Annotated in this window: 19 protein-coding genes and 1 pseudogene; 8 read left to right on the top strand and 12 right to left on the bottom strand. The window is 66.3% G+C overall.

Going from position 1 to position 21,924, the window contains the following annotated elements:
* Positions 1-8: 8 nt before the first annotated feature.
* Together EZH22_RS32840 and EZH22_RS32385 are read right to left on the bottom strand one after the other, a co-directional pair.
* Positions 9-119: pseudogene (locus EZH22_RS32840) on the bottom strand (Zn-ribbon domain-containing OB-fold protein); the annotation flags it as partial.
* Between the two features lie 210 nt (positions 120-329).
* The gene (locus EZH22_RS32385; RefSeq protein ID WP_203195553.1) at positions 330-1,232 is read right to left on the bottom strand and encodes a FadR/GntR family transcriptional regulator; all 903 of its coding nucleotides are present in this window, start codon (positions 1,230-1,232) and stop codon (positions 330-332) included.
* Positions 1,233-1,290: 58 nt separating this feature from the next.
* Here EZH22_RS32385 and EZH22_RS10365 point away from each other — a divergent pair, with 58 nt between their 5' ends.
* A complete protein-coding gene (locus EZH22_RS10365) occupies positions 1,291-2,031 on the top strand; it encodes a FadR/GntR family transcriptional regulator (protein ID WP_203195552.1) in 741 nt (246 codons plus the stop codon).
* Positions 2,032-2,040: 9 nt separating this feature from the next.
* Here the strand turns inward: EZH22_RS10365 and EZH22_RS10360 are convergent, their stop codons facing one another.
* Positions 2,041-3,186: a CaiB/BaiF CoA transferase family protein gene (locus EZH22_RS10360; protein ID WP_231711413.1), complete on the bottom strand. Its 1,146-nt coding sequence runs from the start codon at positions 3,184-3,186 to the stop codon at positions 2,041-2,043.
* Between the two features lie 252 nt (positions 3,187-3,438).
* On the opposite strand from EZH22_RS10360, the gene EZH22_RS10355 reads away from it, so the two are divergent.
* On the top strand, positions 3,439-4,554 hold the full coding sequence (locus tag EZH22_RS10355; protein WP_231711412.1) for an acyl-CoA dehydrogenase family protein: 1,116 nt from the start codon (positions 3,439-3,441) through the stop codon (positions 4,552-4,554).
* Positions 4,555-4,671: 117 nt separating this feature from the next.
* The gene (locus EZH22_RS10350) at positions 4,672-5,703 is read left to right on the top strand and encodes a CaiB/BaiF CoA transferase family protein (RefSeq protein WP_203195549.1); all 1,032 of its coding nucleotides are present in this window, start codon (positions 4,672-4,674) and stop codon (positions 5,701-5,703) included.
* A 233-nt stretch (positions 5,704-5,936) separates the two neighbouring features.
* Here EZH22_RS10350 and EZH22_RS10345 read toward each other — a convergent pair whose 3' ends face one another.
* The 4 genes from EZH22_RS10345 to EZH22_RS10330 all read right to left on the bottom strand — a co-directional run bounded on the left by EZH22_RS10345 (position 5,937) and on the right by EZH22_RS10330 (position 9,285).
* Complete coding sequence (locus EZH22_RS10345; protein WP_203195548.1) at positions 5,937-6,827, bottom strand: FadR/GntR family transcriptional regulator; 891 nt, start codon at positions 6,825-6,827, stop codon at positions 5,937-5,939.
* 99 nt (positions 6,828-6,926) lie between these two features.
* Positions 6,927-7,691: an SDR family NAD(P)-dependent oxidoreductase gene (locus EZH22_RS10340; protein ID WP_203195547.1), complete on the bottom strand. Its 765-nt coding sequence runs from the start codon at positions 7,689-7,691 to the stop codon at positions 6,927-6,929.
* Positions 7,692-7,711: 20 nt separating this feature from the next.
* Positions 7,712-8,122 (bottom strand): Zn-ribbon domain-containing OB-fold protein, encoded by a 411-nt coding sequence (locus EZH22_RS10335; RefSeq protein WP_203195546.1) that lies wholly within the window; start codon positions 8,120-8,122, stop codon positions 7,712-7,714.
* 2 nt (positions 8,123-8,124) lie between these two features.
* Positions 8,125-9,285: a thiolase domain-containing protein gene (locus EZH22_RS10330; protein ID WP_203195545.1), complete on the bottom strand. Its 1,161-nt coding sequence runs from the start codon at positions 9,283-9,285 to the stop codon at positions 8,125-8,127.
* Positions 9,286-9,390: 105 nt separating this feature from the next.
* On the opposite strand from EZH22_RS10330, the gene EZH22_RS10325 reads away from it, so the two are divergent.
* The 4 genes from EZH22_RS10325 to EZH22_RS10310 are packed head-to-tail and all read left to right on the top strand — an operon-like array spanning position 9,391 to position 14,136.
* Positions 9,391-10,929, top strand: a complete 1,539-nt coding sequence (locus EZH22_RS10325) for an acyl-CoA synthetase (protein ID WP_203195544.1) — start codon at positions 9,391-9,393, stop codon at positions 10,927-10,929.
* Positions 10,930-10,960: 31 nt separating this feature from the next.
* Positions 10,961-11,827, top strand: a complete 867-nt coding sequence (locus EZH22_RS10320; protein ID WP_203195543.1) for a MaoC family dehydratase — start codon at positions 10,961-10,963, stop codon at positions 11,825-11,827.
* Positions 11,824-13,014, top strand: coding sequence for an acyl-CoA dehydrogenase family protein (locus tag EZH22_RS10315; protein WP_203195542.1), 1,191 nt, complete (start codon positions 11,824-11,826; stop codon positions 13,012-13,014). The genes EZH22_RS10320 and EZH22_RS10315 overlap by 4 nt, the downstream gene beginning before the upstream one ends.
* 18 nt (positions 13,015-13,032) lie before the next feature.
* Complete coding sequence (locus tag EZH22_RS10310) at positions 13,033-14,136, top strand: acyl-CoA dehydrogenase family protein (protein ID WP_203195541.1); 1,104 nt, start codon at positions 13,033-13,035, stop codon at positions 14,134-14,136.
* Between the two features lie 68 nt (positions 14,137-14,204).
* On the opposite strand, the gene EZH22_RS10305 is transcribed toward EZH22_RS10310, so the two are convergent.
* A complete protein-coding gene (locus EZH22_RS10305; RefSeq protein WP_203195540.1) occupies positions 14,205-15,470 on the bottom strand; it encodes an ABC transporter substrate-binding protein in 1,266 nt (421 codons plus the stop codon).
* Between the two features lie 263 nt (positions 15,471-15,733).
* On the opposite strand from EZH22_RS10305, the gene EZH22_RS10300 reads away from it, so the two are divergent.
* Positions 15,734-16,507, top strand: coding sequence for an enoyl-CoA hydratase/isomerase family protein (locus EZH22_RS10300; RefSeq protein ID WP_203195539.1), 774 nt, complete (start codon positions 15,734-15,736; stop codon positions 16,505-16,507).
* Positions 16,508-16,686: 179 nt separating this feature from the next.
* Here the strand turns inward: EZH22_RS10300 and EZH22_RS10295 are convergent, their stop codons facing one another.
* The 4 genes from EZH22_RS10295 to EZH22_RS10280 all read right to left on the bottom strand — a co-directional run bounded on the left by EZH22_RS10295 (position 16,687) and on the right by EZH22_RS10280 (position 21,922).
* Positions 16,687-17,385, bottom strand: a complete 699-nt coding sequence (locus EZH22_RS10295) for an ABC transporter ATP-binding protein (protein ID WP_203195538.1) — start codon at positions 17,383-17,385, stop codon at positions 16,687-16,689.
* Positions 17,378-18,145, bottom strand: a complete 768-nt coding sequence (locus EZH22_RS10290; RefSeq protein WP_203195537.1) for an ABC transporter ATP-binding protein — start codon at positions 18,143-18,145, stop codon at positions 17,378-17,380. The genes EZH22_RS10295 and EZH22_RS10290 overlap by 8 nt, the downstream gene beginning before the upstream one ends.
* A complete protein-coding gene (locus EZH22_RS10285; protein ID WP_203195536.1) occupies positions 18,145-20,169 on the bottom strand; it encodes an ABC transporter permease in 2,025 nt (674 codons plus the stop codon). Before EZH22_RS10285 ends, EZH22_RS10290 begins: the two co-directional genes overlap by 1 nt.
* A gap of 214 nt (positions 20,170-20,383) precedes the next feature.
* Positions 20,384-21,922, bottom strand: coding sequence for a class I adenylate-forming enzyme family protein (locus EZH22_RS10280; RefSeq protein WP_203195535.1), 1,539 nt, complete (start codon positions 21,920-21,922; stop codon positions 20,384-20,386).
* Positions 21,923-21,924 lie beyond the last annotated feature (2 nt).

The following is a 21,924-nucleotide window of genomic DNA, read 5'->3' as shown; positions in this document are numbered from 1 at the left end:
AAGAAGGTGGTCCCGCAGAGCCCGCAGTGCGGCAAGCAGAGCACGCCGCGCGCGGTGCCGTCCCAGAACGGAGCGGTTTCAGCGGTGACCCCCGGCTCGGGACGCGCAGACGCAGCCATTGAAATTCGTTCTCCTCCCGACCTCGGATTAAAATGGACTGACCATTGAATTATTGTCAACGGGAAATCGGGAGACACCAGTGACGTCCGGATCGACGACGCGCCCGCCGCCGGAAGGCGGGGCCGGGCGCGTCGAGGCGCGGCGAACAGTCACGGCGCCTTAAGCTGCGCGCTCAGGTCGGGTCGGAAAGCCGAGGGCGGGGCGCCGGGTCAGTCCGGGGCGCGGGCCTCGAACCGGGACACCAGGTAGCGGTGCAGCCGGTTCATGTGCTCGACCATTTCCCGCGTCGCCGCCTTCGCGTCGCGGTCTCGCAAATGCGCAAGGAATTTCTCCCGCGAGGCGGCGACATCCCAGGTCCGGTCGGGCCCGATCTGCTGGATGTAATAGCTCAGCGGCTCGGTGAAGGCGCTCATCATGGTCCGCATCGCCGTGTTGCGGGTCGCCGCCGCGAGCAGGCCGTAGAACTCCACGTTCAGCGCGGTCCGCTCATCCGGATCGAGCGAGGCATCGACGGTCCGCGTGCGCGCGATATTCGCCTCCAGCGCAGCGAAGTCGGCCTCCGTCGCCCGCAGGCAGGCGAGGCGGATGATTTCCGCCTGCAGGCAGACCCTGGCTTCGGTGAAGTCTTCCAGCGATATGCCGCCGAGGAGAAGCAGGTCCTCCATGGTGCGCGCGATCGGCGCCGGATTGCCGGTCTGAACCACCGCTCCGCCATTGGAACCCTTGAGAAGCTGGACCACGCCGCCGATTTCGAGGGTCCGCAAGGCTTCCCGCACCGTCGCCCGGCTGACGCAGAACTGCTGCGCCAATTCCCGCTCGGCCGGCAGCCTGTCCCCCGCCGAAAGCGCACCCGCCTGAATTTCCTTGCGGATCTGAATGCATATCTCTTCGAATGCGCGCTTCGTCCGGATGGGGGTGAACGCCGCCCTGGAGGTGGAGAGATTGCTCATCTTGATCGGCCCGGCCAGTGCGGGAGCGGAATTGAATGGTCTATTTATTAGTTCATTGTAGCGCGAGCCGCCCACCGGCGCCAGACGTCGCGCGGATGGCGGACGGCGCCGGGCGGGCGTTGGGAGACGAGCCGCCCGCATGAGCTCCGGGAGGCCGAGCATTGACTTCCGGCACCACCGGGCAACCTGTGTAGAGATCGAAATCGCCAGGAGGTGTTACGTGTCGGCGAAGAGTAGCGCGCCTGTCGAGATCGACTTCGACAAGATCCAGACCCACCGGACCTTCGAGGTCGTCTGCGAGAAGGTCCGCGAGAAGCTCGCCAGCGGACACCTCAAGCCCGGCGACAAGCTGCCCGCCGAGCGCAAGATGGCCGAGCAGCTCGGTGTCAGCCGGTCGGCGGTGCGCGAGGCCCTGCGCAGCCTGGAGATCGTCGGCCTGCTGCGGCTGCAGAAGGGCGTGAAGGGCGGCGCCTTCATCGTGGCCGCGACATCCGAGAACCTCACCCAGGTGCTGCGGGATCTCGTCTGCCTCGACGCCATCTCGCTACAGGACCTCTCCGAGGCGCGGGCGCTCCTGCTCGACATGGTGGTCCGGCTTGCGGCGGAGCGGGCGACGCCGGAAGATATCGCGGCGCTGGAGGCGAACATTGAGCGCACCCGCCAGGTGATCGCCGCCGGGCGGGGCGAAGAGCGGCTGAAATGTGCCTTCGAATTCTATCACCAGCTCGCCGCCAGCACGCAGAACCGCGCCGTCGTCTATCTGGTGGATTCCCAGACCTCGGTGGTGCAGGCCTACATGCACCTGCGGACATGGAACATGCCCGCCGACGAGCTGCTGCGCTCCCGCGACCGCCTGATCAGGCACATCAGTGATGGAAACGCGGACCTCGCGGCCCGGGAGCTGCGGCGACACCTTCAGAAGGTCAGCCATCTGCTGTGGACACAGGCCGCCGACGGCTGAAGTTGCGGCTCAGCCGAACGCGCCGCCCGCGCGGGCCGCGGCCACCTGCTCCCGGTCGAGGCCGAGAAGGTCGCGCAGCACCGTGTCGCGATGTTCGTCCAGTTCCGCCACCCGGCCTCGCACGTGAGCCTCCATCGTCGAGAATTTGAACGGCGGATTGGTGACCATAAAGGGGCCGGAGGCATCATGAACGGTTTCGAACCGCCCGGCGGCGACGCTTCCGGGATCGTCCATTACCTCGCGCAAGGTGCGATAGCGCGCGCAGGGGACGCCAGCGGCGGTCAGGGCCGCCTCCACCTCCGCGGCTGGGCGTACGCGGGTCCAGTCCTCGATGCGGCCCATGAAGGCGGCCCAGTTGGCCTCCCGCTCGGCCACCGTCCGGTATCCTTCGGTGCTGCCCCAGGCGGGATGGCCCAGCACCGCCAACAAGGCGAGGTAGTTCTTCTGACTCGTGGGCGCGATCACGATGAAGCCATCGCTGGCGCGCAGGGGCCCATAGGTGTGGCGGGGGCGGCCGACGGGAAACTGCGCATCCTGGCATTCGTACATGAGCAAGGACAGGATGCTGTCCAGCAGGGCGACGTCGACCTTCTGGCCCTGCCCGGTGCGCGCGCGCTCCAGCAGCGCGGTCTGGATCGCGCCGAAGGCATAGGCTCCCGCCAACACGTCGGCGATGAAGATGGCCGTGTTGGGCGGGCGTTCGGCCGCAGGCTGATGGTTCATGAAGGCGAGGTCGAAGCCGCTGGTCGCATGCACGATCGGGGCGTAGGCCGCCTTGCCGCTGTCGGCATTTCCGTGGCCGAAGCCGGAGATCGAGCAATAGACCAGCCGCGGATTTTGCTCGGCGAGGCGCGAATAGCCGAGGCCGAGCTTGTCCATGACGCCGGGACGGAAATTTTCCACAATCACGTCGCAGCGCAGCGCCAGTTCGCGTGCGATCTCGACGCCCGGGGCAGCCTTCAGGTCGAGGACGATGCTCTGCTTGCCGCAGTTCAGGTGGCCGTAATAGGCGCTCCGCCCGTCCCGCAGGGGCGGGCGGACGCGGATGCTGTCGCCGCCCGGCGCTTCGACCTTGATGACCGATGCGCCGATGTCGGCGAGAAGGCGGGTGCAATAGGGGCCGGCCATGACCGCCGTGAAATCCAGCACCCTCACCGGCCCGCTCCCCTGCCCCGCAGACGGCGAAATCCACCCGCCCTCCATGACCGCACCCCCTCTGATTTAATGGTCATACCATTTGAAATGACTATCTCATCAGCGCCTTGCACTGTCCACTGTCCGGGACGAGCAGCGGCATGACGCCCGGATTGTCATTGACATACAATGGTAGGACCATTTAGCGTCCGCCTCGCTCAAGAACGGGAGGCAGCCATGTACGCGCCATTCGATGAATCCGAAGAGATGTCGATGTTCCGTGACACCGTTCGCCGGTTCGCCGAGAACGAGGTGGCACCGGTGGCCGACAAGATCGACAGGGAAGATAAGATTCCTGAAACGCTCGTCGCGCGCATGGGTGAGCTGGGCCTCTTGCAGATCGCGGTGCCCGAGGAATTCGGCGGCCCCGGCGGCAACATCGAAATGACCTGCATCGCCAAGGAGGAAGTGGCGCGCCATTCGGCGGCCGCATCCCATTATGTGGGCGCCACCTCCATCGCCATGGCGCTGCCCATCGCCGCATTCGGCACCCCGGCGCAGAAGGCGCGATACCTGCCGGAAGTCGCCACTGGAAAGGTCGTCTCGGCCATCGCCCTCACCGAACCGCAGACCGGGTCCGACGTGTCGGGGATCAAGACCACCGCCCGACGCGACGGCGACGATTACATCATCAGGGGTCAGAAGATCTACATCACCAAGGCCGCGAAGGCGAACTACATCCTGACCTTCGCCCGCACCAGCGAGGACCCCTACAAGGGGATCAGCAGCTTCATCGTGCCGACCACCACGCCCGGCATCGAGATCGCCAAGGGCGCGGAAAAGCTCGGCTTGCGCGGCATCGACAACAACACGGTCTTCTACGACGACGTGCGCGTGCCGGCGGAGAACATGCTCGGCGAGGAGGGGCGCGGCTTTCTCAACGCCATGACCGTGCTCAATTTCAACCGGCCGACGGTGGGCGCCGCGGCGGTCGGCGTCGCTCAGGGCGCGCTCGATGCCGCCATCGCCTATGCCAAGGAGCGCATTCAGTTCGGTCGTCCCATCGCCGATTTCCAGGCGATCCAGCACCTCTTGGCAGAGATGGCTCTGCAGATCCAGGCGGCGCGCGGGCTCGTGCGCGATGCGGCGCGTGTCTCGGACGCCAGGGGCGACATGAAGAAGATCGCCACCATGTCGTCCATGGCCAAGACGTTCGCGTCCGACGTCTGCATGAAGGTTACCATCGATGCCGTTCAGGTGTTCGGCGGCGCCGGATTCTTCAAGGATCATCCCGTCGAGCGCATGATGCGGGATGCGAAAATCTTCCAGATTTACGAAGGCACCAACCAGATCCAGCGCAACATCATCGCGAAGAACATCCTCGCCTGATGCCCGTGGATGTCGATGCGCTCCGCCCGTTCCGGGTCGGCGGCGCATCGCGGTGGTCGAACCGTGTCGCCGCGCGCGCCATGGGCTCCGGATGACGACGAGGGGGAGGCAGATCCCGTGGGACCGCTGGATGGATTGAAGGTGGTGGAATTTGCGGGCCTCGGCCCGGCGCCGTTCGCCGCGATGATGTTGTCGGACATGGGAGCGGAGGTGACCCGCATCACCCGCGCCGGCGACGCCGACCCGCATACCGGCCACGACACCTTCCTCGACCGCGGCCGGCAGACGCTCGCCCTCGATCTTGGAACCGCCGGGGGCCTGGAGCGCGCACGCGCGCAGATCCGGCGCAGCGACATCCTGATCGAGGGGTTCCGTCCCGGCGTCATGGAGAAACTGGGCCTCGGCCCGGAAGCGGCGCTGGCGCAGACCCCGCGGCTCGTCTATGGGCGGATGACCGGCTACGGCCGGCAGGGGCCCCTGGCGCAGAAGGCGGGTCACGACATCAACTTTCTGGCCATCTCCGGTATCCTCGGCCTTCTCGGTCCCCGGGATGCGCCGCCGCTGCCGCCGCTCAACCTCATCGCGGACTTCGGCGGAGGGGGCATGTACCTCGCCTTCGGCCTGATCTGCGCCGCGTTCGAGGCCACCCGCAGCGGGAAGGGACAAGTCGTGGACGCCGCCATGATTCACGGCGTCACCAATCTTGCGAGCTTCGTCCATGCGCAGATGGCACGGGGCCGGTGGGTCGCCGGGCGGGAGAGGAATTTCCTCGACGGTGGCGCGCCCTTCTACCGGACCTATGAGACGAAGGACGGACGATATGTCGCCATCGGACCGGTCGAGCCGAAGTTCTTCGCCGTTCTGCTCACCATCCTGGGCCTCGACGACAACTATCGTACCGTCCAGTTCGACAGGAGCCAGTGGCCGCGGATGCACCACGACTTCGCCACCGTGTTCAAGACCCGGACCCGCGACGAATGGGACGCAGCGTTCGCGGATGCGGATGCCTGCTACAGCCCCGTCCTGAGCCTCGATGAGGCCATCGCCCATCCGCAGATGCGCGGCACCACCCGTGTCGAGAAGGGCGTCGTCCAGCCCACGGCGGCGCCGTGCTTCAGCCGCACGCCGCCGCGGCTGGCGCCGGAATAGTCCGCGGCGGTCCGGCGCCTGCGGCAAGCATCATCTTCCGCCGATGGGTGGCCGGCAGCCGGGGGCACGGCAGGTCTCCACCACCCGGCCGGGCCCGGAGCCCCGGAACATGGGCCGCGATGGCCGGCACCGCGTGGCGGCCCTCCAACGCGGCAGGAAGGCCACGGGCATCTCCTCAGGTGGTAAGGCCGCCGGCTTCCCGACGTGAACCGGACACTACTCCGCTCGAAGCTCTAGGATGCCGGAGCGGTCGGGCGGCGCGCCGGGGCCTTTCGCGCGCGCGGCCGCGGCGGTTCCGCATGGCGCGCCTTCTGCGCCTGAAGCAGATGGGCGGTGAGGCTCACCAGATAGCTGTGCATGGTGGCACAGGCGCCGTCTGCATCCCGCTTCTGGATCTGCTCGATGAGGCGCTTGCGCGAGGGAATGATCGAATCGAGGGCCGGCGGGCCGGCGGCGACGACGAAACCGCGGATCACCGCCGCCATCGCCTCAAGGATCGCCGAGAGCACCGGATTGCCGGTGGCGTTGGCGAGCAGCGTGCTGAACTCGACCGCCTTGAGGGTACGCTCCTCGTACATCCCGGCCTTGGTCATCTCGATGGTTTCCGCGACGTTGCGCTTCAGCGCCGCGATATCGGCGGGCGTGGCGCGCTCGCACGCCGTCCGCACGACCACATCCATGATGAGGAGGCGCGCCTCCAGCAGGGTTTCCAGCGACGCGCGGCCGAAATCCAGCATGTCCTGGAAGGTGCGCGTGACCTGCGCGACGCCTGCTTCGGTGACGAATGCGCCCCCCTTGCTGCCCTTCTTCAAATCCACGATGCCGGCGATCTCGAGGCTACGCAGGGCTTCGCGCACCGCGGTGCGGCTCACCGCGAACAGCTCCGAAAGGTCCCGCTCCGGCGGCAGGCGATCACCGGCCTTCAGCTCTCCACTCACCAGCTTCTGGCGGATGGAATCGCAGATCTCCTCGAAGATCCGCCGCGTCTTGATCGGCTTGAAGCCGGATGCCGAAGGCCGCGGCCCGGCGCGCTCCACCGCCCTCGCCTTCTCGCTTGCCGCCGAAGCCGACGATGTTCGCCGCTTGGCCGCAGTCGGACCTTCCGTCCGGGGCCGCTCCACCATCGCCACTCCCTCCGACCTGGGCCGACTCAGCCTGCAAAAACCACGGGGACACTACCACCGCCGCCCCTGGCAAGGGTAACATGCCGGCCCGACGCGGGGTCATACCGAGATATGGAATCCACCGTCCACCGCAAGGTGCTGACCGGTGATATAGGACGCCGCGCCGGAAAGCAGGAAGCAGATCGGCTGCACCACGTCCTCGGGCTGCGCCCAATAGCCCATGGGAATGCGTGCCAGGATGCCGTCGCGGAATTTATCGCCGCGGATGGTCTGCGTCATCGGGGTCTCGACCACCCCGAAGCATACGGAATTGGCGCGGATCCCGAACTTTGCCCACTCCTTCGCGGCCGTCATGGTCATGCCCAGCAGACCGCTCTTGGCCGCCGCATAGTTGATCTGCCCGATGGCGCCCGCGCGCCCGGCATCGGAGGAGATGTTGACGATGGCGCCGGCGTGCGGCTCCCCGGCCTTGGCCCGTTCCAGCATGGTGCGCCCCACCGCCTGGGTCCACAGGAACGATCCCGTCAGATGAACCCGCAGCACGTCGTCCCATTGCGCGGAGGTCATCTTCTCGATCATCGCCGGCCGCGTGATACCCGCATTGTTGACGAGGCCGTGGATGGCGCCGAACCGCTCGCAGATGCGTGCCACCGCGCGCTCGACAAAAGCCGGGTCGCAGATGTCGCCTTGCAGCGTCATCAGGTTGTCGCCGGGTTCGTAGGTCGCCAGCGCGTCGCCATTGAGATCGATGGCCGCGGCATTGGCGCCGAGCACCCGGGCAAGTTCCACGGTGGCCCGGCCGATGCCCTGCCCGGCCCCGGTGACGACGACGGTGCGCCCCTCAAGCGAGACGATGTTCTTCATGGATCGAATCCTCCGGGATCTTATTGGCCGCCACCGGCTGGGGCAGAGGTGAACATGGGGGTGAACATGGGGGCGAGCGTGCCGTCGGCACCCGGGCGGATCACCAGCCGCACGGGTGTGTCGACGGCGAGCGCGAGCGGGTCACAGTCAACGATGGAAGTCATCATCCGCGGCCCTTCCGCGAGGGTGACATAGGCCAGCGCCGAGGCGGCGCCGGCGGCGCGCAGGATGCTCACGGCATAAATGGCCCCGCGGCCGGACGCCTCACGCCACTCGGTGCGGTCGGAGAAGCAGAACGGGCAGAGCGCCCGGGGATAGAAATGGCTCTCGCCACAAGCGGCACAGACCTTGATGAGCAGGCGGCCCTCGCGGAGCGCGGCGGCATAGGGCGCGGTTTCCGGATTGACAGGGGCCGGAACTGGCTTGGACATGATCACTCCCGCTCCATGATGAGGGTTGCGCTGCCATGGCGGGTCGCCAGCGAGCCGCCTGTGCCGTGGGCCAGCGCCAGGTCGCAGTTGGCAACCTGGACGGCCGGATGAGCCTCGCCCCGCAACTGCCGAACGGCCTCGATGACCTTGGTCATGCCCCCGCGGTTGCCGGGATGGTTGTTGCAGAGCCCGCCGCCATCCGTATTGAAGGGCAGGCGGCCGACGCCGGAAATGAGATTGCCGTCCGCCACGAACCGGCCACCCTCGCCCTTGGCGCAGAAGCCCAGGTCTTCCAGCGTGACCAGGACCGTGATGGTGAAGCTGTCATAGATGGAGGCATACTTGATGTCGGCCGGGCTCACTCCGGCTTCCGCGAAGGCGGCCGGCCCCGACCAGGCGGCCGCCGAATAGCTGAGATCGACGTGTCCACCGGCGGCGTGCTTGATGGCTTCGCCCGCCCCCCGGACCTTCACGAGGGGCCGATGGAGGGTTCGCGCGATCTCGGGACTCACGACCACGATTGCGCCGCCGCCGTCGCTGATGACGCAGCAGTCGAGGCGATGCAGCGGATCGGCCACCATCGGCGAGCTGAGGACATCGGCGACGGTGACGACGTTTCGCAGCATGGCGTTCGGGTTGTGCTGGGCGTGGTGGGAAGCGGCCACCTTGATCCAGGCCAGTTGCTCGGAGGTGGTGCCGAACTCGTGCATGTGGCGGTTGGCGACGAGGCCGTACATGCTGGCGACCATCGGCCCGTACGGCGCCTCGAAGGCGACATCAGGCGCGGCCGAGGGCGGCAGTTTCGCGCTGGTCATGCCGGACGCCCGCGGCCGGCCGGCAAGCGTGATCAATGCGACGCTGCACTTGCCCGCCGCGATCGCCTCTGCGGCGTGCCCCACCGCGAGGACGTAGGCGGATCCGCCGGTGTCGGTGGAATCCACGTGTCGCGGCTTCAGGTTGAGGTATTCCACCATGCTGAGCGGACCGAGGCCGGGCGCGTCACCAGCGCAGAAATAGCCGTCCACATCGTCCTTGGTCAGCCCGGCATCCACCAGCGCACCCCGCGCCACCTCGGCGTGGATCTGCGCCAGGGAGAGGCCGTCCGCCTTACGCGTGGGGTGCTCATAGATCCCGGCGATATAGGCTTGTCCCGCGATGCCCACCGTTCACCTCGCCGCCGTATTGCATTAATGGTCAGTCCATTCTAACATTGCCATGCATTTGTCAAGACGGCGTCATCGACCGTCGGTCAATCGGGGAAACGAAGGATGGCAGGCGAAAGAGCGCCCATTATCGCGGGCGACCGGACACGCTTCCGGGATGATCTTCTGGCCCGCGCACGACGCGCGGCGTCCGCCCTCGCCGCTGCGGGCGTGGGCGAGGGGGACACGGTCGCCGTGCTGCTGCGCAACGACTTTCCCTTCCTGGAGGCCACCCACGCGGCGAATGCCGTCGGCGCCTATACGGTGCCACTGAATTGGCATGCCAGGCCCGACGAGATCGCCTATATCCTGCGCGACTGCACGCCTCGCATCCTTGTCGTCCATTCCGACCTCTTGGCGCCGATCCGGCACGTGGTTCCCGCAGGCACGCAGGTCCTGGTGGTGCCCACCCCCGCCGACCTCGCCCGCGATTTTGCCATCGCTCCGTCCCTTGCGTCCCCGCACTCCGGGGACCTCATCTGGGACGAGTGGCTCGCCGCATTCCCCGAGAGCACCCTGCCGGCGAGCCCGCCGCGGGCGAGCTTCATCTACACGTCGGGCACCACGGGGCACCCTAAGGGGGTGCGGCGCCAGCCGTCCGATCCCGATCGCGCCGTGGCGATGAAGGAGCTGTTCCGCCTCGTCTACGGAGTCCGGGAGGGGATCCGAGGGTTCGTCGGCGGGCCGCTCTATCACGCTTCGCCCAACGCCTTCGCCCGTCAGTGCCTGACTATGGCCGACCTGCTGGTGTTGTCATCGCGGTTCGATGCCGAGGGCCTGCTCGCGGCGATCGAGCGCCACCGACTGACGACCCTGGTCATGGTGCCCACCATGTTCGTGAAGCTGCTCAAGCTCCCGGAGGCGGTCCGCCGGCGCTATGACGTGTCGTCGCTCGAATGGGTCGCCCATACCGGCGCGCCATGCCCGCCCGAGGTCAAGCGGGCGATGATCGCCTGGTGGGGCCCGGTCCTGGTGGAGACCTATGGCGGCACGGAAACCGGCGTCGTCACCGTGTGCACCTCCGCCGACTGGCTGGCGCGCCCCGGCACCGTGGGCCGCGCGGTGCCGGGCGCCACGATCCGGATCCTGAACGATCAGGGCCGCGCCCTGCCGGCCGGTGCCAGCGGGGAGATCTTCGCCCGGTCCTCGGCCTATGCGGACTTCACCTATCACCGTCGCGACGACGATCGCCGCGCGGTGGAAGCGGACGGCCTCATCACCTGTGGAGACGTCGGCTATCTCGACGCCGACGGCTATCTGTTCATCAACGACCGCAAGCGGGACATGATCATCTCGGGCGGCGTGAACATCTATCCGGCGGAGATCGAGGCCGTCCTGCATGGCTGCCCCGGCCTCAGGGACTGCGCCGTATTCGGCATCCCCGACGAGGAGTTCGGCGAGCAGGTCTACGCCGCCATCGAATGCGAACCCGACGCGCGGCTGACAGCCGACGAGGTCAGGGCCTTCGTGGCGGAGAGTCTCGCGAGTTTCAAGGTTCCCCGCACCGTCGAATTCTATCCCGCCCTGCCACGCGAGGAGAGCGGCAAGATCTTCAAGCGCCGCCTGCGCGATCCGTTCTGGGCGGGACGGGCTGCGGCCGTCTGAGCCCGCCGTCGAATCCAACAGGAGTCCCGACGTGCCGCTTGCCTATGACCACCTGATGTCGCTCACCCTGCGCGACAGGCCCTTCAGCTATTGCGAACGCGACACCATGCTGTACGGCCTCAGCATCGGCATGGGGCGCGATCCCCTCGACAAAGCTGAGCTGCCCTTCGTCTATGAGGGCGCCGGCTTGCGCGCGGTGCCCACCATGGCGGTGGTGCTCGCCTCCACCGGCATCATCCGGCAGACCGGGGTCGATTTCTCCAGGGTGCTGCACGGCGAGCAGCGGCTGACCCTCCACCGCCCGCTCCCGGCGTCCGGAGCCATCCTCGCCGATTCACGCGTCGTGGAGGCCTACGACAAGGGGCCGGAGCGTGGTGCTGTCCTGCTGCTGGAGACGCGTGCGCGCGACGCCGGAGACGGCGCCGACCTCTTCACCTTCGTCATGACCATCATGGCCCGGGGCGACGGCGGCTTTGGCGGGGCGAGCGGCGCCGGGCCCGATCCCCACCCCGTGCCCGATCGCGCGCCCGATCACGCCGTCGCGCTGGCGACGCGGCCCGACGCGGCCCTGCTCTACCGACTGAACGGCGACCGCAACCCGCTGCACGCGGACCCCGACATCGCCCGGCGCGCCGGCTTCGACCGGCCGGTGCTCCACGGCCTGTGCACCTATGGCATCGCCTGCCGGGCGGTGCTGAAGGCCGTGGCCGGCCATGACCCCGCCGCCATCCGCGCCTTCGACGCCCGCTTCTCGTCTCCGGTCTTTCCCGGCGACGAGATCGTAACCGACATCTGGCGCGACGGGCCTGTCGTCTCGTTCCGCTGCCGGGTGCCGGAGCGCGGCGCCGTCGTGCTCAACAACGGGCGCGGCCTTCTGGCCGAGGAGGCCTTCGCATGAATTTCGGCATCTCACGGGACGATCTCGCCTTCGCCTCCGAAGTCCGCGCCTTCATCGCCGGCGCGCTGCCCGAGGAGATCCGCACCAAGGTCAGGAGCGAGCTGCGCCTCACCCGTGCCGAGATGACCTCGTGGCAGAGACGGCTGTTCGACCAGGGCTGGGTCGCGCCAGCCTGGCCGCGGGACCATGGCGGGACGGGCTGGTCCCTGGCGCGCCAATATGTGTTTAAGCGTGAGCTGGGCCTGGGCTTCGCACCCGACTTGCCGGCGTTCGGACTGCAGATGATCGGGCCGGTGCTCTACACCTTTGCGTCGCAGGAGCAGAAGCAGCGCTACCTGCCCGGCATCCTCACCGGCGAGACATGGTGGTGCCAGGGCTTCTCGGAACCCAATGCCGGCTCCGACCTCGCCTCCCTGAAGACCCGGGCCACCCTGGACGGTAACCACTACGTGGTTTCGGGCCAGAAGATCTGGACCAGTCTCGCGCATCTGGCCGACATGATGTTCTGCCTGGTGCGCACCGAAAGCACCCCCAAGCCGCAGGCCGGTCTTTCACTGCTCTTGCTCGACATGCGCTCCCCCGGGGTGACGGTCCGGCCGATCATCACTCTCGACGGCCACCATCACCTCAACGAAGTGTTCCTCGATGCGGTGCGCGTGCCCCAGGAAAACCTCGTGGGCGAGCCCGGGCGAGGCTGGACCTATGCCAAGTTCCTCTTGGGCCACGAACGCATCGGGATCGCCAACATCCCGCGCCTCAGGCGCCGCTTCGCCGCCCTGCTGGAGCTGGGGGCGCAGCCGAACTGCCACGGCCGGGCCGCGCTCGCGGACCCAGCCTGGCGGCGGCGGATCGCCGACTACGAGATCGACCTGAAGGCGCTCGAAGCCACGGAGCTAGCCACCCTGCGCCGGGCCGAGGCGGGCGCGGCCGACGCCATGGCGGCCTCGGTGCTGAAGGTGGCCGGCACCGAGCTTCTGCAGCGGGCGGACACGCTATTGTGGGACCTGATGGGGGCCGAGGCCGCGGTGCTGCCCACCGATGCCGCGCGGCGCGAAAGTCCGCTCGCGGCGGTGCGGTACGGCGTCACCCCCGCCCTGCTGCATGGTCGTGCCGCCAGCATCTATGGCGGCAGCAACGAGATTCAACGCAACATCATGGCCGGGCACCTGTTCGGGCCGGCGACCTGAGGGGGATCGGTAACGGCGATGAGCGAAGAGCAAGCCCTGCTGGCAGAGAGCGTCGCGCGCTTCGTCCGGGACAATTGCACCCCCGAACGGCAGGTGGCCTGGCGAGCCGGTCACGGTCTCGACGCGGTGTGGCGCGAGATCGCGGAACTCGGATGGATCGGCGCGTCGGCGCCCGAGACGGTCGGCGGCGCCGGCGGGTCTGGCGTCGAGGAAGCGGCGATCATGGCCGGCATCGGCCGCGGCCTGCTGACCATTGCCTATATCCCCTGTGCCGTGATGGCCGTCGAAATCCTCGGCTCCGCCCCCGCCGGTGCGGATCTGCTGCGGCAGGTGGTGGCCGGCGCGCGGCGCCTGACAGTGGCGGACGACGAGCCGGGGCGGGCCTGCGGGCAGGCCCCCTCGGCGGAGGTCTCGGAGGGCGGAACGAGTCTTCTCCTGCGCGCGTGCAAGTCGCTCGTCCTCGGCCTGGACGAGGCCGACGAGATCCTGGTGTCGGCACGCGACGGTGCGACTGGCGAGAGCCTGATCGTCCGCGTCGACGCGCACGACCCGGGCATTCGCCGGCGCGATGTCGTGCTCATGGACGAGCGCCGCGCCAGCGACCTCGACATCCGGGCCGAGATCCCCGCCGGGACCGTCCTGCTGCGTGGTCGCGAAGCGGACGCGGCGCTGGCCCGCGCCAGCGACCGGGCGGCGATCGCCGCAGCCGCCGAGGCGGTGGGCGCCATGCGCGGCGCGGTCGAGTTGACGCGCGAACATCTCGCGACGCGCCGGCAGTTCGGGGCGTCGCTCGCGTCATTCCAGGCCCTGCGCCACCGTTTCGCCGACATGGTGCTGGACCTGCAGCTGACGGAAAATCTGGTGACCGCCGCGGCGGCTTCGCTCGACGATCCTGATCAACGCAGCACGATGGCCTCCGCCGCGAAGGCGCGGGCCGCGAAGGCCGGCCGGCTGGTGGGCGAAGCTGCGATCCAGCTTCACGGAGGCATCGGCCTTACCGCCGAATACGCGGTGGGCCAGTATTACAAGCGGCTGATGGTGCTGGCGGCCCTGTTCGGCGGAAGCGACGACCACCGTGACCGGGTCGGCGCGACCTATCTTGCCGCAGGTCGGTCGAGCTGAGGACCGGGCGGGCTCGCCGTAGACCCCGGTACGGCGCCGGGCGCTCCCGAGGGGCGCCCGGATTTACCTCAATGCCGTGTGCACGCGGGATTGGATGTCGAGCGCTGGGCGGGGTCGAGGGGAATGGCCTTGACGACCTCGAAATAGTCCCATGCCACTTTGACCTTTTCCGCCGGCTTGATGCGCATGAGATACATGTCGCGCATCAGCCGACCGTCCTCGCGGATGAGGCCGTCCACTATCGTGGCATCGTTCACCCGCATGGCCCGCATGGCGGCGGCAACCGCGGTCGCGTCCACGGTTCCCGCCGCCTTCACCGCCTTCAGATAGTGCAGCACGGAGCTGTAGACCCCGGCCTGAATCAGGGTCGGCGGGCGTTTCATACGTTCGAAGAAGCGCTTGCTGAAGGCCCGCGTCGCATCATTCGTATTCCAGTAGAACGGCGTGGGGATGAGGAGGTCGTCCACCGCCTTCCGGTCCATGCTGTTCACGTCGGTGATGAAGAGAAACTGCGCAACCAGCTTTTGCCCGCCGCGCGCTACGCCAAAGTCGTGCGCCTGCTGGACCAGACGGATCGCGTCGTGGCCGGCCTGCGCGAAGCCGATATAGGTGGCTCCGGAGGCCTGGGCGGAGGTGATTACCGAGCCGTAATCCATGGTCCCCACAGGCATCCGCGTTGCGCCGATCACGGTGCCACCCTGGGCCTCGATCTGCTTGCGCATCAAGGTTTCCATCTCGATGCCATAGGTGTAGGCGGGGCTGATGAGGAACCATTTCGCCCCGGGCTCGGCGGCGGCCTGAACGGCGGCCCTGGTCTGCAGCGCGGTATCGAACATCCAGACGAAGCTGGTGGAGGTGCAGTTGGTCCCGAACAGGGCCTGCGTTCCGGATCCGGCGATCAGGATGATCTTGTTCTTGTCACGTCCGATCTGCTGCGCCGCCAGGGCGATGGGCGACACGGTGAGATCGGCCACCGCGTCCACGCCCTCCACGTCGAACCAGCGCCGGGTGATGGTCGCCGCCAGATCGGGCTTGAACTGGTGGTCGGCGCTGACGATTTCGACGGGCTTGCCGAGAACCGGGCCACCCATGTCTTCTACGGCGAGCTCGGCCGCCACCACGGAGCCTTGGCCGGCGGCGTCGCCGATGACGCCGCTCATGTCGGTCAGAACGCCGATCTTGACCGCCCAGGCCGCCGATCCGCCACACAGGGCCAGAAAGGCGGCGAGGCCGAGGCTGGCAAACGCCGCCCCCCCCCGGCGCGGAGGTGCACCGACCGTTCGCCGGCGGACACCCGGCCACCACGCGCGAGCGTGTCCCGTTGAACTGTTCATTGCCCTTGCTTCCTCCGCGAAGCCCCTTTTCGGGGTCGTATACATTGATATAATGGACTGACCAATATATGAATAGGTCACCGGGGCGATTCATGCAACGTCCTGCCCGGGGCCCGGCGATTTCCCACCGCAGCGCGCGCCCAGGCCGGGCGGGGGGGGCGGGAGAATCGGGCTTGCGCCCCCTCCGCGGCGACCCTTCGCAACGCGGAGCCGGAGATCCCGACGCCGGGTGCCACCGGCGCCACCACACTGAGGCAAACGCCATGAACGACGCGGTGCTCCTGGACCGGCAAGGCTCGATCGCAATCCTCACGCTCAATCGACCGGACAAGCGCAACGCGATCGGCGATGCCATCCGAGAGGCGCTTGTGCCGCTGCTGGGTGAGATTGCCGCCGATCCCTCCTACCGTGCGGTGGTGCTGACCGGGGCGGGGGGCGCCTTTTGCTCCGGCGGCGATCTGGGCGAAATGCGCTCTCGCTGCATGCTCGAGCGCCGGGCGCGGCTCGAGGGCTGGCGTAGCGCGATCCGCCTGATCACACGAAGCCCGAAGGTCTTCGTCGCGGCGGTGGACGGGCCAGCCTATGGCGCGGGCTTTTCCCTGGCCCTGCTGTGTGACCAAGTGGTGGCCGGCCCGACTGCCCGTTTCTCCGCGGCGTTCGCGAAGGTGGGACTGATGCCGGACCTCGGCCTTCTGTGGTCACTTCCGGGACGGGTCGGCCTTGGGCGAGCCAAGGCGCTGATGCTGAGCGGCAACGTGCTGGACGCGGCGGAAGCCGCGCGCCTTGGCATTGCGGACCATCTTGCTTCCGAGGGAGGCACCCTGGATGAAGCCATCCGGTGCGCATCCCGATTCGCCGATGCGGCGCCGGGGTCGGTTTCGCAAATCAAGGCCGCCCTGGCGCGCGGTCCGGCCCGGCTCGAAGAAGTGCTCGATTGGGAGCTGGACGGGCAGCCGCTCCTGGCAGGCACCGAAGACCACGAAGAAGGAAAGCTCGCCTTCCTGGAACGGCGCCCACCTCGATTTAAGGGAACATGATATTCAACACCGGATCACCGAGAACAAATTCCCAGGAATCAACAAAATATACCCATCGCGACTGATCGCTCGAACCGCCCTTCGCCACCATCACGCAAGATGTTATAGCTTTCTCAAGTGGAAAATTTCAATTATTGATTTAAATTGTCGAGGCTCACCATGCTGTATTTTTCTTAATATTATATTCCAATGTATCTTTTCATTACATCTTCAGCTGCATCGAGCTCTTGCCAGAGACCAGAAAACACGAGACGTCCGCTATCGATGACATGCACATAATCCGTGCATCGGCGAGAAAACCAGAGGCTCTGCTCGCACAGGAGAAGGGAGCACCCGTTCCTACAAATACGCTGCACATCGGCCACCATGTTCTCGACGATCACCGGCGCCAGACCTTCCGTAGGCTCGTCGAGAAGCAGAAGTCGCGGATTGGAGATCTCAGCACGCGCCAAAGCGAGCAACTGCTGCTGGCCACCGCTCAACACGCCGCCAAGGCGTTCCTTCAGCGGCTTGAGCAGTGGAAACTGATCCAAAATTTCCTCCGGCGTCGCCATCCGGCCCGATGACGTGTGGCCCCGGACAATCTTCAGGTTCTCGAAGACAGTCAGGTTCCCGAGAATGCGCCGGTCTTCCGGGACAAAGGCCATTCCCAGCCGCGCACGGGCATAAGGCGCCATCGCCTTAAGATTTCGGCCATCCCAGCGGATCTCGCCTCGCGCCGTCGGGCCGGCACCCATCAGGCTCTTCAGAAACGTGCTCTTGCCGGCTCCATTTCTCCCGATGAGAGCCACACGCCCACCCGCCGGTACCGTAAGATCGATGCCATGAAGAATGTGGCTTTCTCCATAGTAGGAATTAAGACCACTCACCTCAAGCATGTGCGAGATCCTTCCCGAGGTAGATTTCCTGGACAACCGCGTTCGTTTTCACCGCCTCCGGGGGCCCGAAAAATATACGCTCTCCCTGGTTCATCACCATCAGATGCTGCGCCAGCTGGAAGACGAAATCCATGTCGTGCTCGGTGAACAAGATCGTGAGCCGCTGCTCCTCCTTGGTGCGTTGTATGAGATCGATGATGGCGATCCGCTCGGAAGGCGACATGCCCGCGGTGGGCTCGTCCAACATCAGGACCGACGGCTCCATAGCCAGCGTCATGGCCAACTCCAGGCGCTTGCGGTCGCCCAGCGAAATGTGCCGCGCCTCCGTTCCATGCAACCTGGCAATTCCCATCATGGCGAGCCGATGATGGGCCTCGTCGGCGACCGCCTGTGACGGGCGAACGTTCAGGATGCCATTCCGGCGACCTCGCGCGCGCTGACGCGCTTCGATGGCGACGATGAGGTTCTCCATGAGGCTGAACTCCGGAAAAACCCTGACGATCTGAAAGGTCCGACCCAACCCCATTCGGGTCCTCATCTCCGCCGAGACACGTGTGATGTCGGCATCGCGGAGAAAAATCTGCCCGCTGGTCCTCACGACTTCGCCCGTCAACATCTTGAAGAGCGTGGTCTTTCCGGCTCCATTCGGTCCGATTATGGCCAGCGTCTCCCCTGCCATGACTTCAAATGAAACATCTTTCAAGGCATGAAATCCGCCATAGGTCTTGCAAAGGCCTTCCGCCCTGAGAAGAGGTGACATCACAGCCTCTCCACCGCAGGACTTGGCACCGATGCTGCGCCCGAGGATCTCGCCGAAAACAATCGGCGCAATAACCTCCTGAAAAGCCCTGCCACCCCAGACGGCGCCACCAGGACCACGAGGAGCAGCGTTATTCCCATAATGAACTCCGACAAGCCGGCGAACGTGCGGGTCCCGTAGTCAATGGCGGAAAAAATCGCCGTGCCCAGAGCAGGCCCCCAGAACGATCCCGCGCCTCCCAGCAGCGTGTGCAACATGGGCTCGGTCGACCTCGAGATGCCCGCGACCTGAGGGGTCACGATCTGGCTCAACGGCGCAGACAGGGCCCCGACATAGGCCGCGATCGCAGCGGCCAGCACGAATGCCTGCAGCCGGAAGCGGTCGACATTGATGCCGAGGAACATCGACCGCTCAGCATCCTGCCGGATGGCACGCAGCGTCCGCCCAAAGCTGCTTCGGCAGACATTGCGCAGAATCCAGATCATCAACCCGCAAGCGGCACAAAGGAAAAAATAGTAGCGTGCATCGGAGGCAAGATGAATGGACCAGCTTCCAAATCCGATGCTGGGCCGCGGCACGGCGCTTAACCCCTCGTCGCGCCCGAGGGCGGGCGCATAGCTGATAAGCACGCGCAGAACCTCGGCCAGCGCCAGCGTGAGGATGGCGAGCTGGACTCCGGTAGCCCGACGCAGGGCCAGTATGCCCACCGGAACCGCCACGAGCCCCCCAAGGACGAATGCTCCGGCGAGAACGAAGCCAAAGGACACCCCCGGCTCATACTTGAGCGCATAGGCCGAAAGGTAGGCACCGATGGCGAAGAACGCCGCATGTCCGAAGCTCGCCACCCCGGCGAAGCCGAACATCAGGTTCCACGACATGGAGAAGACGGCCGAAATCAACCCGATGCCGACGACGAAGACCAGACCCGCCCCCGCCCAGAACGGAACGGACACCAGGGCCAGAAAGAGAAGGATGAAACATGCCGTCTCGGCCACGGAGCCTCCGCCGGGTCGCGCCGAGGCCGGCGCGGAGTGGAACGCATCCGGAACACTCTTCCCGCTAACTCCGGCGGGCGTGGCGCCCTCCCGGCCCTTGGCCGCGCTTCCCAGCCCTTCCCAGAGCCAAGACCAGGACCAGAAGCCGGGCCGCGGCGAGATCCGCCGCGCGACAAGCCCTTGCGGCCGCAAAATGAGGATCACGATCATGCCGAGATAAAGGGACAAGCTGGGCATGACAGTGGAGCCGAAGCTTTCAGCTATCCCGAGCAGCATCGCCGCCAGAAAAGCGCCCCTGATGCTGCCGAGCCCACCCACCACCACCACGGCAAAGGCCTGGATGATCATATGCCGCCCGAGGTCCGGTGCGAGCACCTGGTTGGGCGACAGGACCGCTCCGGCAAAGCCTGCGAGGAAGAAGGCAAAGAAGACTGCGAGGATTTCGAGCTGACGGGGATTGTGCCCGAGAATGTCCATGATCCACCGATCATCGGAAACGGCCTGCAGCGTCTTCCCCATCCACGACCGGGTCAGCACAAGATCCACGAGCAGGAAAAGCACAACCCCGACCACAAGCAGAAGCACGGAAAACGAAGGGATCGCAAGCGGTCCCAGGAAAATCGCCCCATCCAAGCCCTGCGGGACATCCACCGAAATATAGTGAGGCCCCCAGATCAACTCCACTCCGCCGTCCACCACAAGCATCAAAGCGAAAGTCGCGATGAGGGCAACCGCTTCGTCCAGTCCTTGAAGCCGCCGAAAGATGACCCGATCCACCACCAGACCCGCGAGCCCGACGAGGATGCCGGCCACAGCGGCAATCCCAAGGAAGGCTGCAATCCCATAGCCTGGGACAGCGCTGAGCAGCGTGCTCGCGAGATAGGCGCCGACCATGATGAAGCTGCCATGGGCGAAATTCAGCATCTTGAGAATGCCGAAAAGTATCGCGAGCCCGGACGCGGCGATAAATAGCGTTATACCGATGGAGACTCCGTTCGCGACAAGGAACAGACTTGACTCAAGCATCATTCGGCTCCTGCACGACGCATGTTGGATTATCTCCGGCGTCGCAACTCCGAGGCATTGGCAATGTCAATGGCACCCGCCCGCTGCCGCGGGCGGGTGCCGGGGGCGCAAGCAGGCCACGCGGCGGCATGGCCCGCATGGTCCGCGCGCGCTCCCGGAGCGCGATCGGTCCGGGCTCCGGCATCCCGCGAGGGCCGCGACGAGGCGGATGTGGGCATTAGGAGCCCTGCAGCGCGCCCTCTTTCGCCCAGAACGCCTCCCGCAAGGCTTTCCGCTGAACCTTTCCCACCGGCGTGCGCGGCAAGGGCTCGCCGCGAAAGATCACCTTGGTCGGGCGTTTCAACGGCCCCAGGCGTTCCTTGCAGCAATCGACGACCTGCTCCTCCGTCAACAGCTCCCCGTCATGCAGGACTACGATGGCTATCGGCGTTTCTCCCCAGCGTTCGTGGGGGCCGCGAACCACGGCAACCTCGCGGACCTCTGGCAGGGTGGAAATGGCCAGCTCCAGTTCGGCCGGCCAGATGTTGAAGCCGCCGGAGATGATCATGTCGTCCTTCCGGTCGACGAGATAGAGATAGCCGTTCTCGTCCAGCCGGCCGACGTCGCCAGTCACCAGCCAACCGTCGATCAGCCGCTGTTTGGTGAGCTCGGGCTCGTTCCAGATCGCTTCGATCTGTCCGTCGTTCTTGATGGTGACGACACCGACCTCCCCGACCGGCAGCCGCCGACCAGCCTCATCCCTGATTTCCAGGTATGCGAAGGGCATCACCTTGCCCGCCGCCAGCAACGGATTCGAGCCAGGCACCTCGGCGAACCATTCGTTCGGGGTCATCCATGCGGCCGGCGTGGCTTCGGTCTCGCCGTACATCTGGTGCAGACGATGGCCGAAGATCTCGCGCGCCGCCAGGGCCGTCGACGGCATGATGGGCGATCCGCCGATGACCATGGCCTTGAGCCCGTCGAAAGCAAGGTCGCGGGCGTCGGCGCGCGCGCTCACCAGGTCGCCGACCATCGTGGGAACCGTAAAGAAGTATCCCCCGTGCTGCGCGAGCAGCTTTAGCACCTTGGGCGCGTCGAACTTGGGGGCGAGAACATTATAGCCGCCGGCCATCCAAACCGGAATGAAGAGATAACCGGAGCCATGGGAGATCGGCGCAACATGGACGCACGCATCGCCCGCCTCGATGGGGGGCAGGCGCAGGATCCAGTCGCGCTCCATGTTCATCCATTGCCGGTGGGAAAAGGCCATGCCTTTCGGCAGGCCAGTCGTTCCGCCGGAATGACGGATGATGTAGAGGTCGTCCAGATCGATCACAGGGTCAGGATCAACGTCCGACTGCTGCGCCAGCCAGGCCTCGTAACCATCATCGCGGACGATGACCTGATCGAGACCCGGAAGGGTGTCCCGAGCATGGGCGAGTTCGTGAGCGTAGGCCTCCGACACCACCGCCGCACGGCAGCCCGTATGACCGATCATGTGCGCGTGCGCTTCCGGCGAATTGCGCTTGTACAACGGGACGCGCACGAAATTTCCGATGGCCGCAGCCAGGAAGAAATCAGCCGCTTCTACGCAATTGTCCTCCAGAACCGCGATGCGGTCCTGTGGCCTCAGGCCCATGGCGAGCAGGCCATTGGCCAGCCTGATCCCCCGCGTCCAGGCCTCGCCGAACGTGAGCGTTCGATCGCCACTGATCACCGCGGTGCGATTCTGGTGCCATTCGGCAGCGCGACGCATCGCATCACGAACATCAATCAAAC

Source organism: Xanthobacter dioxanivorans (genome assembly GCF_016807805.1).
GTDB classification, from domain to species: domain Bacteria; phylum Pseudomonadota; class Alphaproteobacteria; order Rhizobiales; family Xanthobacteraceae; genus Xanthobacter; species Xanthobacter dioxanivorans.
The sequence above is the reverse complement of the archived record's forward strand: the minus strand, read 5'-3'. Positions and strand labels throughout refer to the sequence as shown.

Excerpts from the sequence above, each read along its gene's own strand:
- EZH22_RS32385 (WP_203195553.1), bottom strand. The coding sequence starts at position 1,232 with ATGCTCGGCCTCCCGGAGCTCATGCGGGCGGCTCGTCTCCCAACGCCC.
- EZH22_RS10355 (WP_231711412.1), top strand. The coding sequence starts at position 3,439 with ATGTTCCGTGACACCGTTCGCCGGTTCGCCGAGAACGAGGTGGCACCG.
- EZH22_RS10345 (WP_203195548.1), bottom strand. The coding sequence starts at position 6,827 with ATGGTGGAGCGGCCCCGGACGGAAGGTCCGACTGCGGCCAAGCGGCGA.
- EZH22_RS10340 (WP_203195547.1), bottom strand. The coding sequence starts at position 7,691 with ATGAAGAACATCGTCTCGCTTGAGGGGCGCACCGTCGTCGTCACCGGG.
- EZH22_RS10335 (WP_203195546.1), bottom strand. The coding sequence starts at position 8,122 with ATGTCCAAGCCAGTTCCGGCCCCTGTCAATCCGGAAACCGCGCCCTAT.
- EZH22_RS10325 (WP_203195544.1), top strand. The coding sequence starts at position 9,391 with ATGGCAGGCGAAAGAGCGCCCATTATCGCGGGCGACCGGACACGCTTC.
- EZH22_RS10315 (WP_203195542.1), top strand. The coding sequence starts at position 11,824 with ATGAATTTCGGCATCTCACGGGACGATCTCGCCTTCGCCTCCGAAGTC.
- EZH22_RS10310 (WP_203195541.1), top strand. The coding sequence starts at position 13,033 with ATGAGCGAAGAGCAAGCCCTGCTGGCAGAGAGCGTCGCGCGCTTCGTC.
- EZH22_RS10305 (WP_203195540.1), bottom strand. The coding sequence starts at position 15,470 with ATGAACAGTTCAACGGGACACGCTCGCGCGTGGTGGCCGGGTGTCCGC.
- EZH22_RS10300 (WP_203195539.1), top strand. The coding sequence starts at position 15,734 with ATGAACGACGCGGTGCTCCTGGACCGGCAAGGCTCGATCGCAATCCTC.
- EZH22_RS10295 (WP_203195538.1), bottom strand. The coding sequence starts at position 17,385 with ATGCTTGAGGTGAGTGGTCTTAATTCCTACTATGGAGAAAGCCACATT.
- EZH22_RS10290 (WP_203195537.1), bottom strand. The coding sequence starts at position 18,145 with ATGTCACCTCTTCTCAGGGCGGAAGGCCTTTGCAAGACCTATGGCGGA.
- EZH22_RS10285 (WP_203195536.1), bottom strand. The coding sequence starts at position 20,169 with ATGATGCTTGAGTCAAGTCTGTTCCTTGTCGCGAACGGAGTCTCCATC.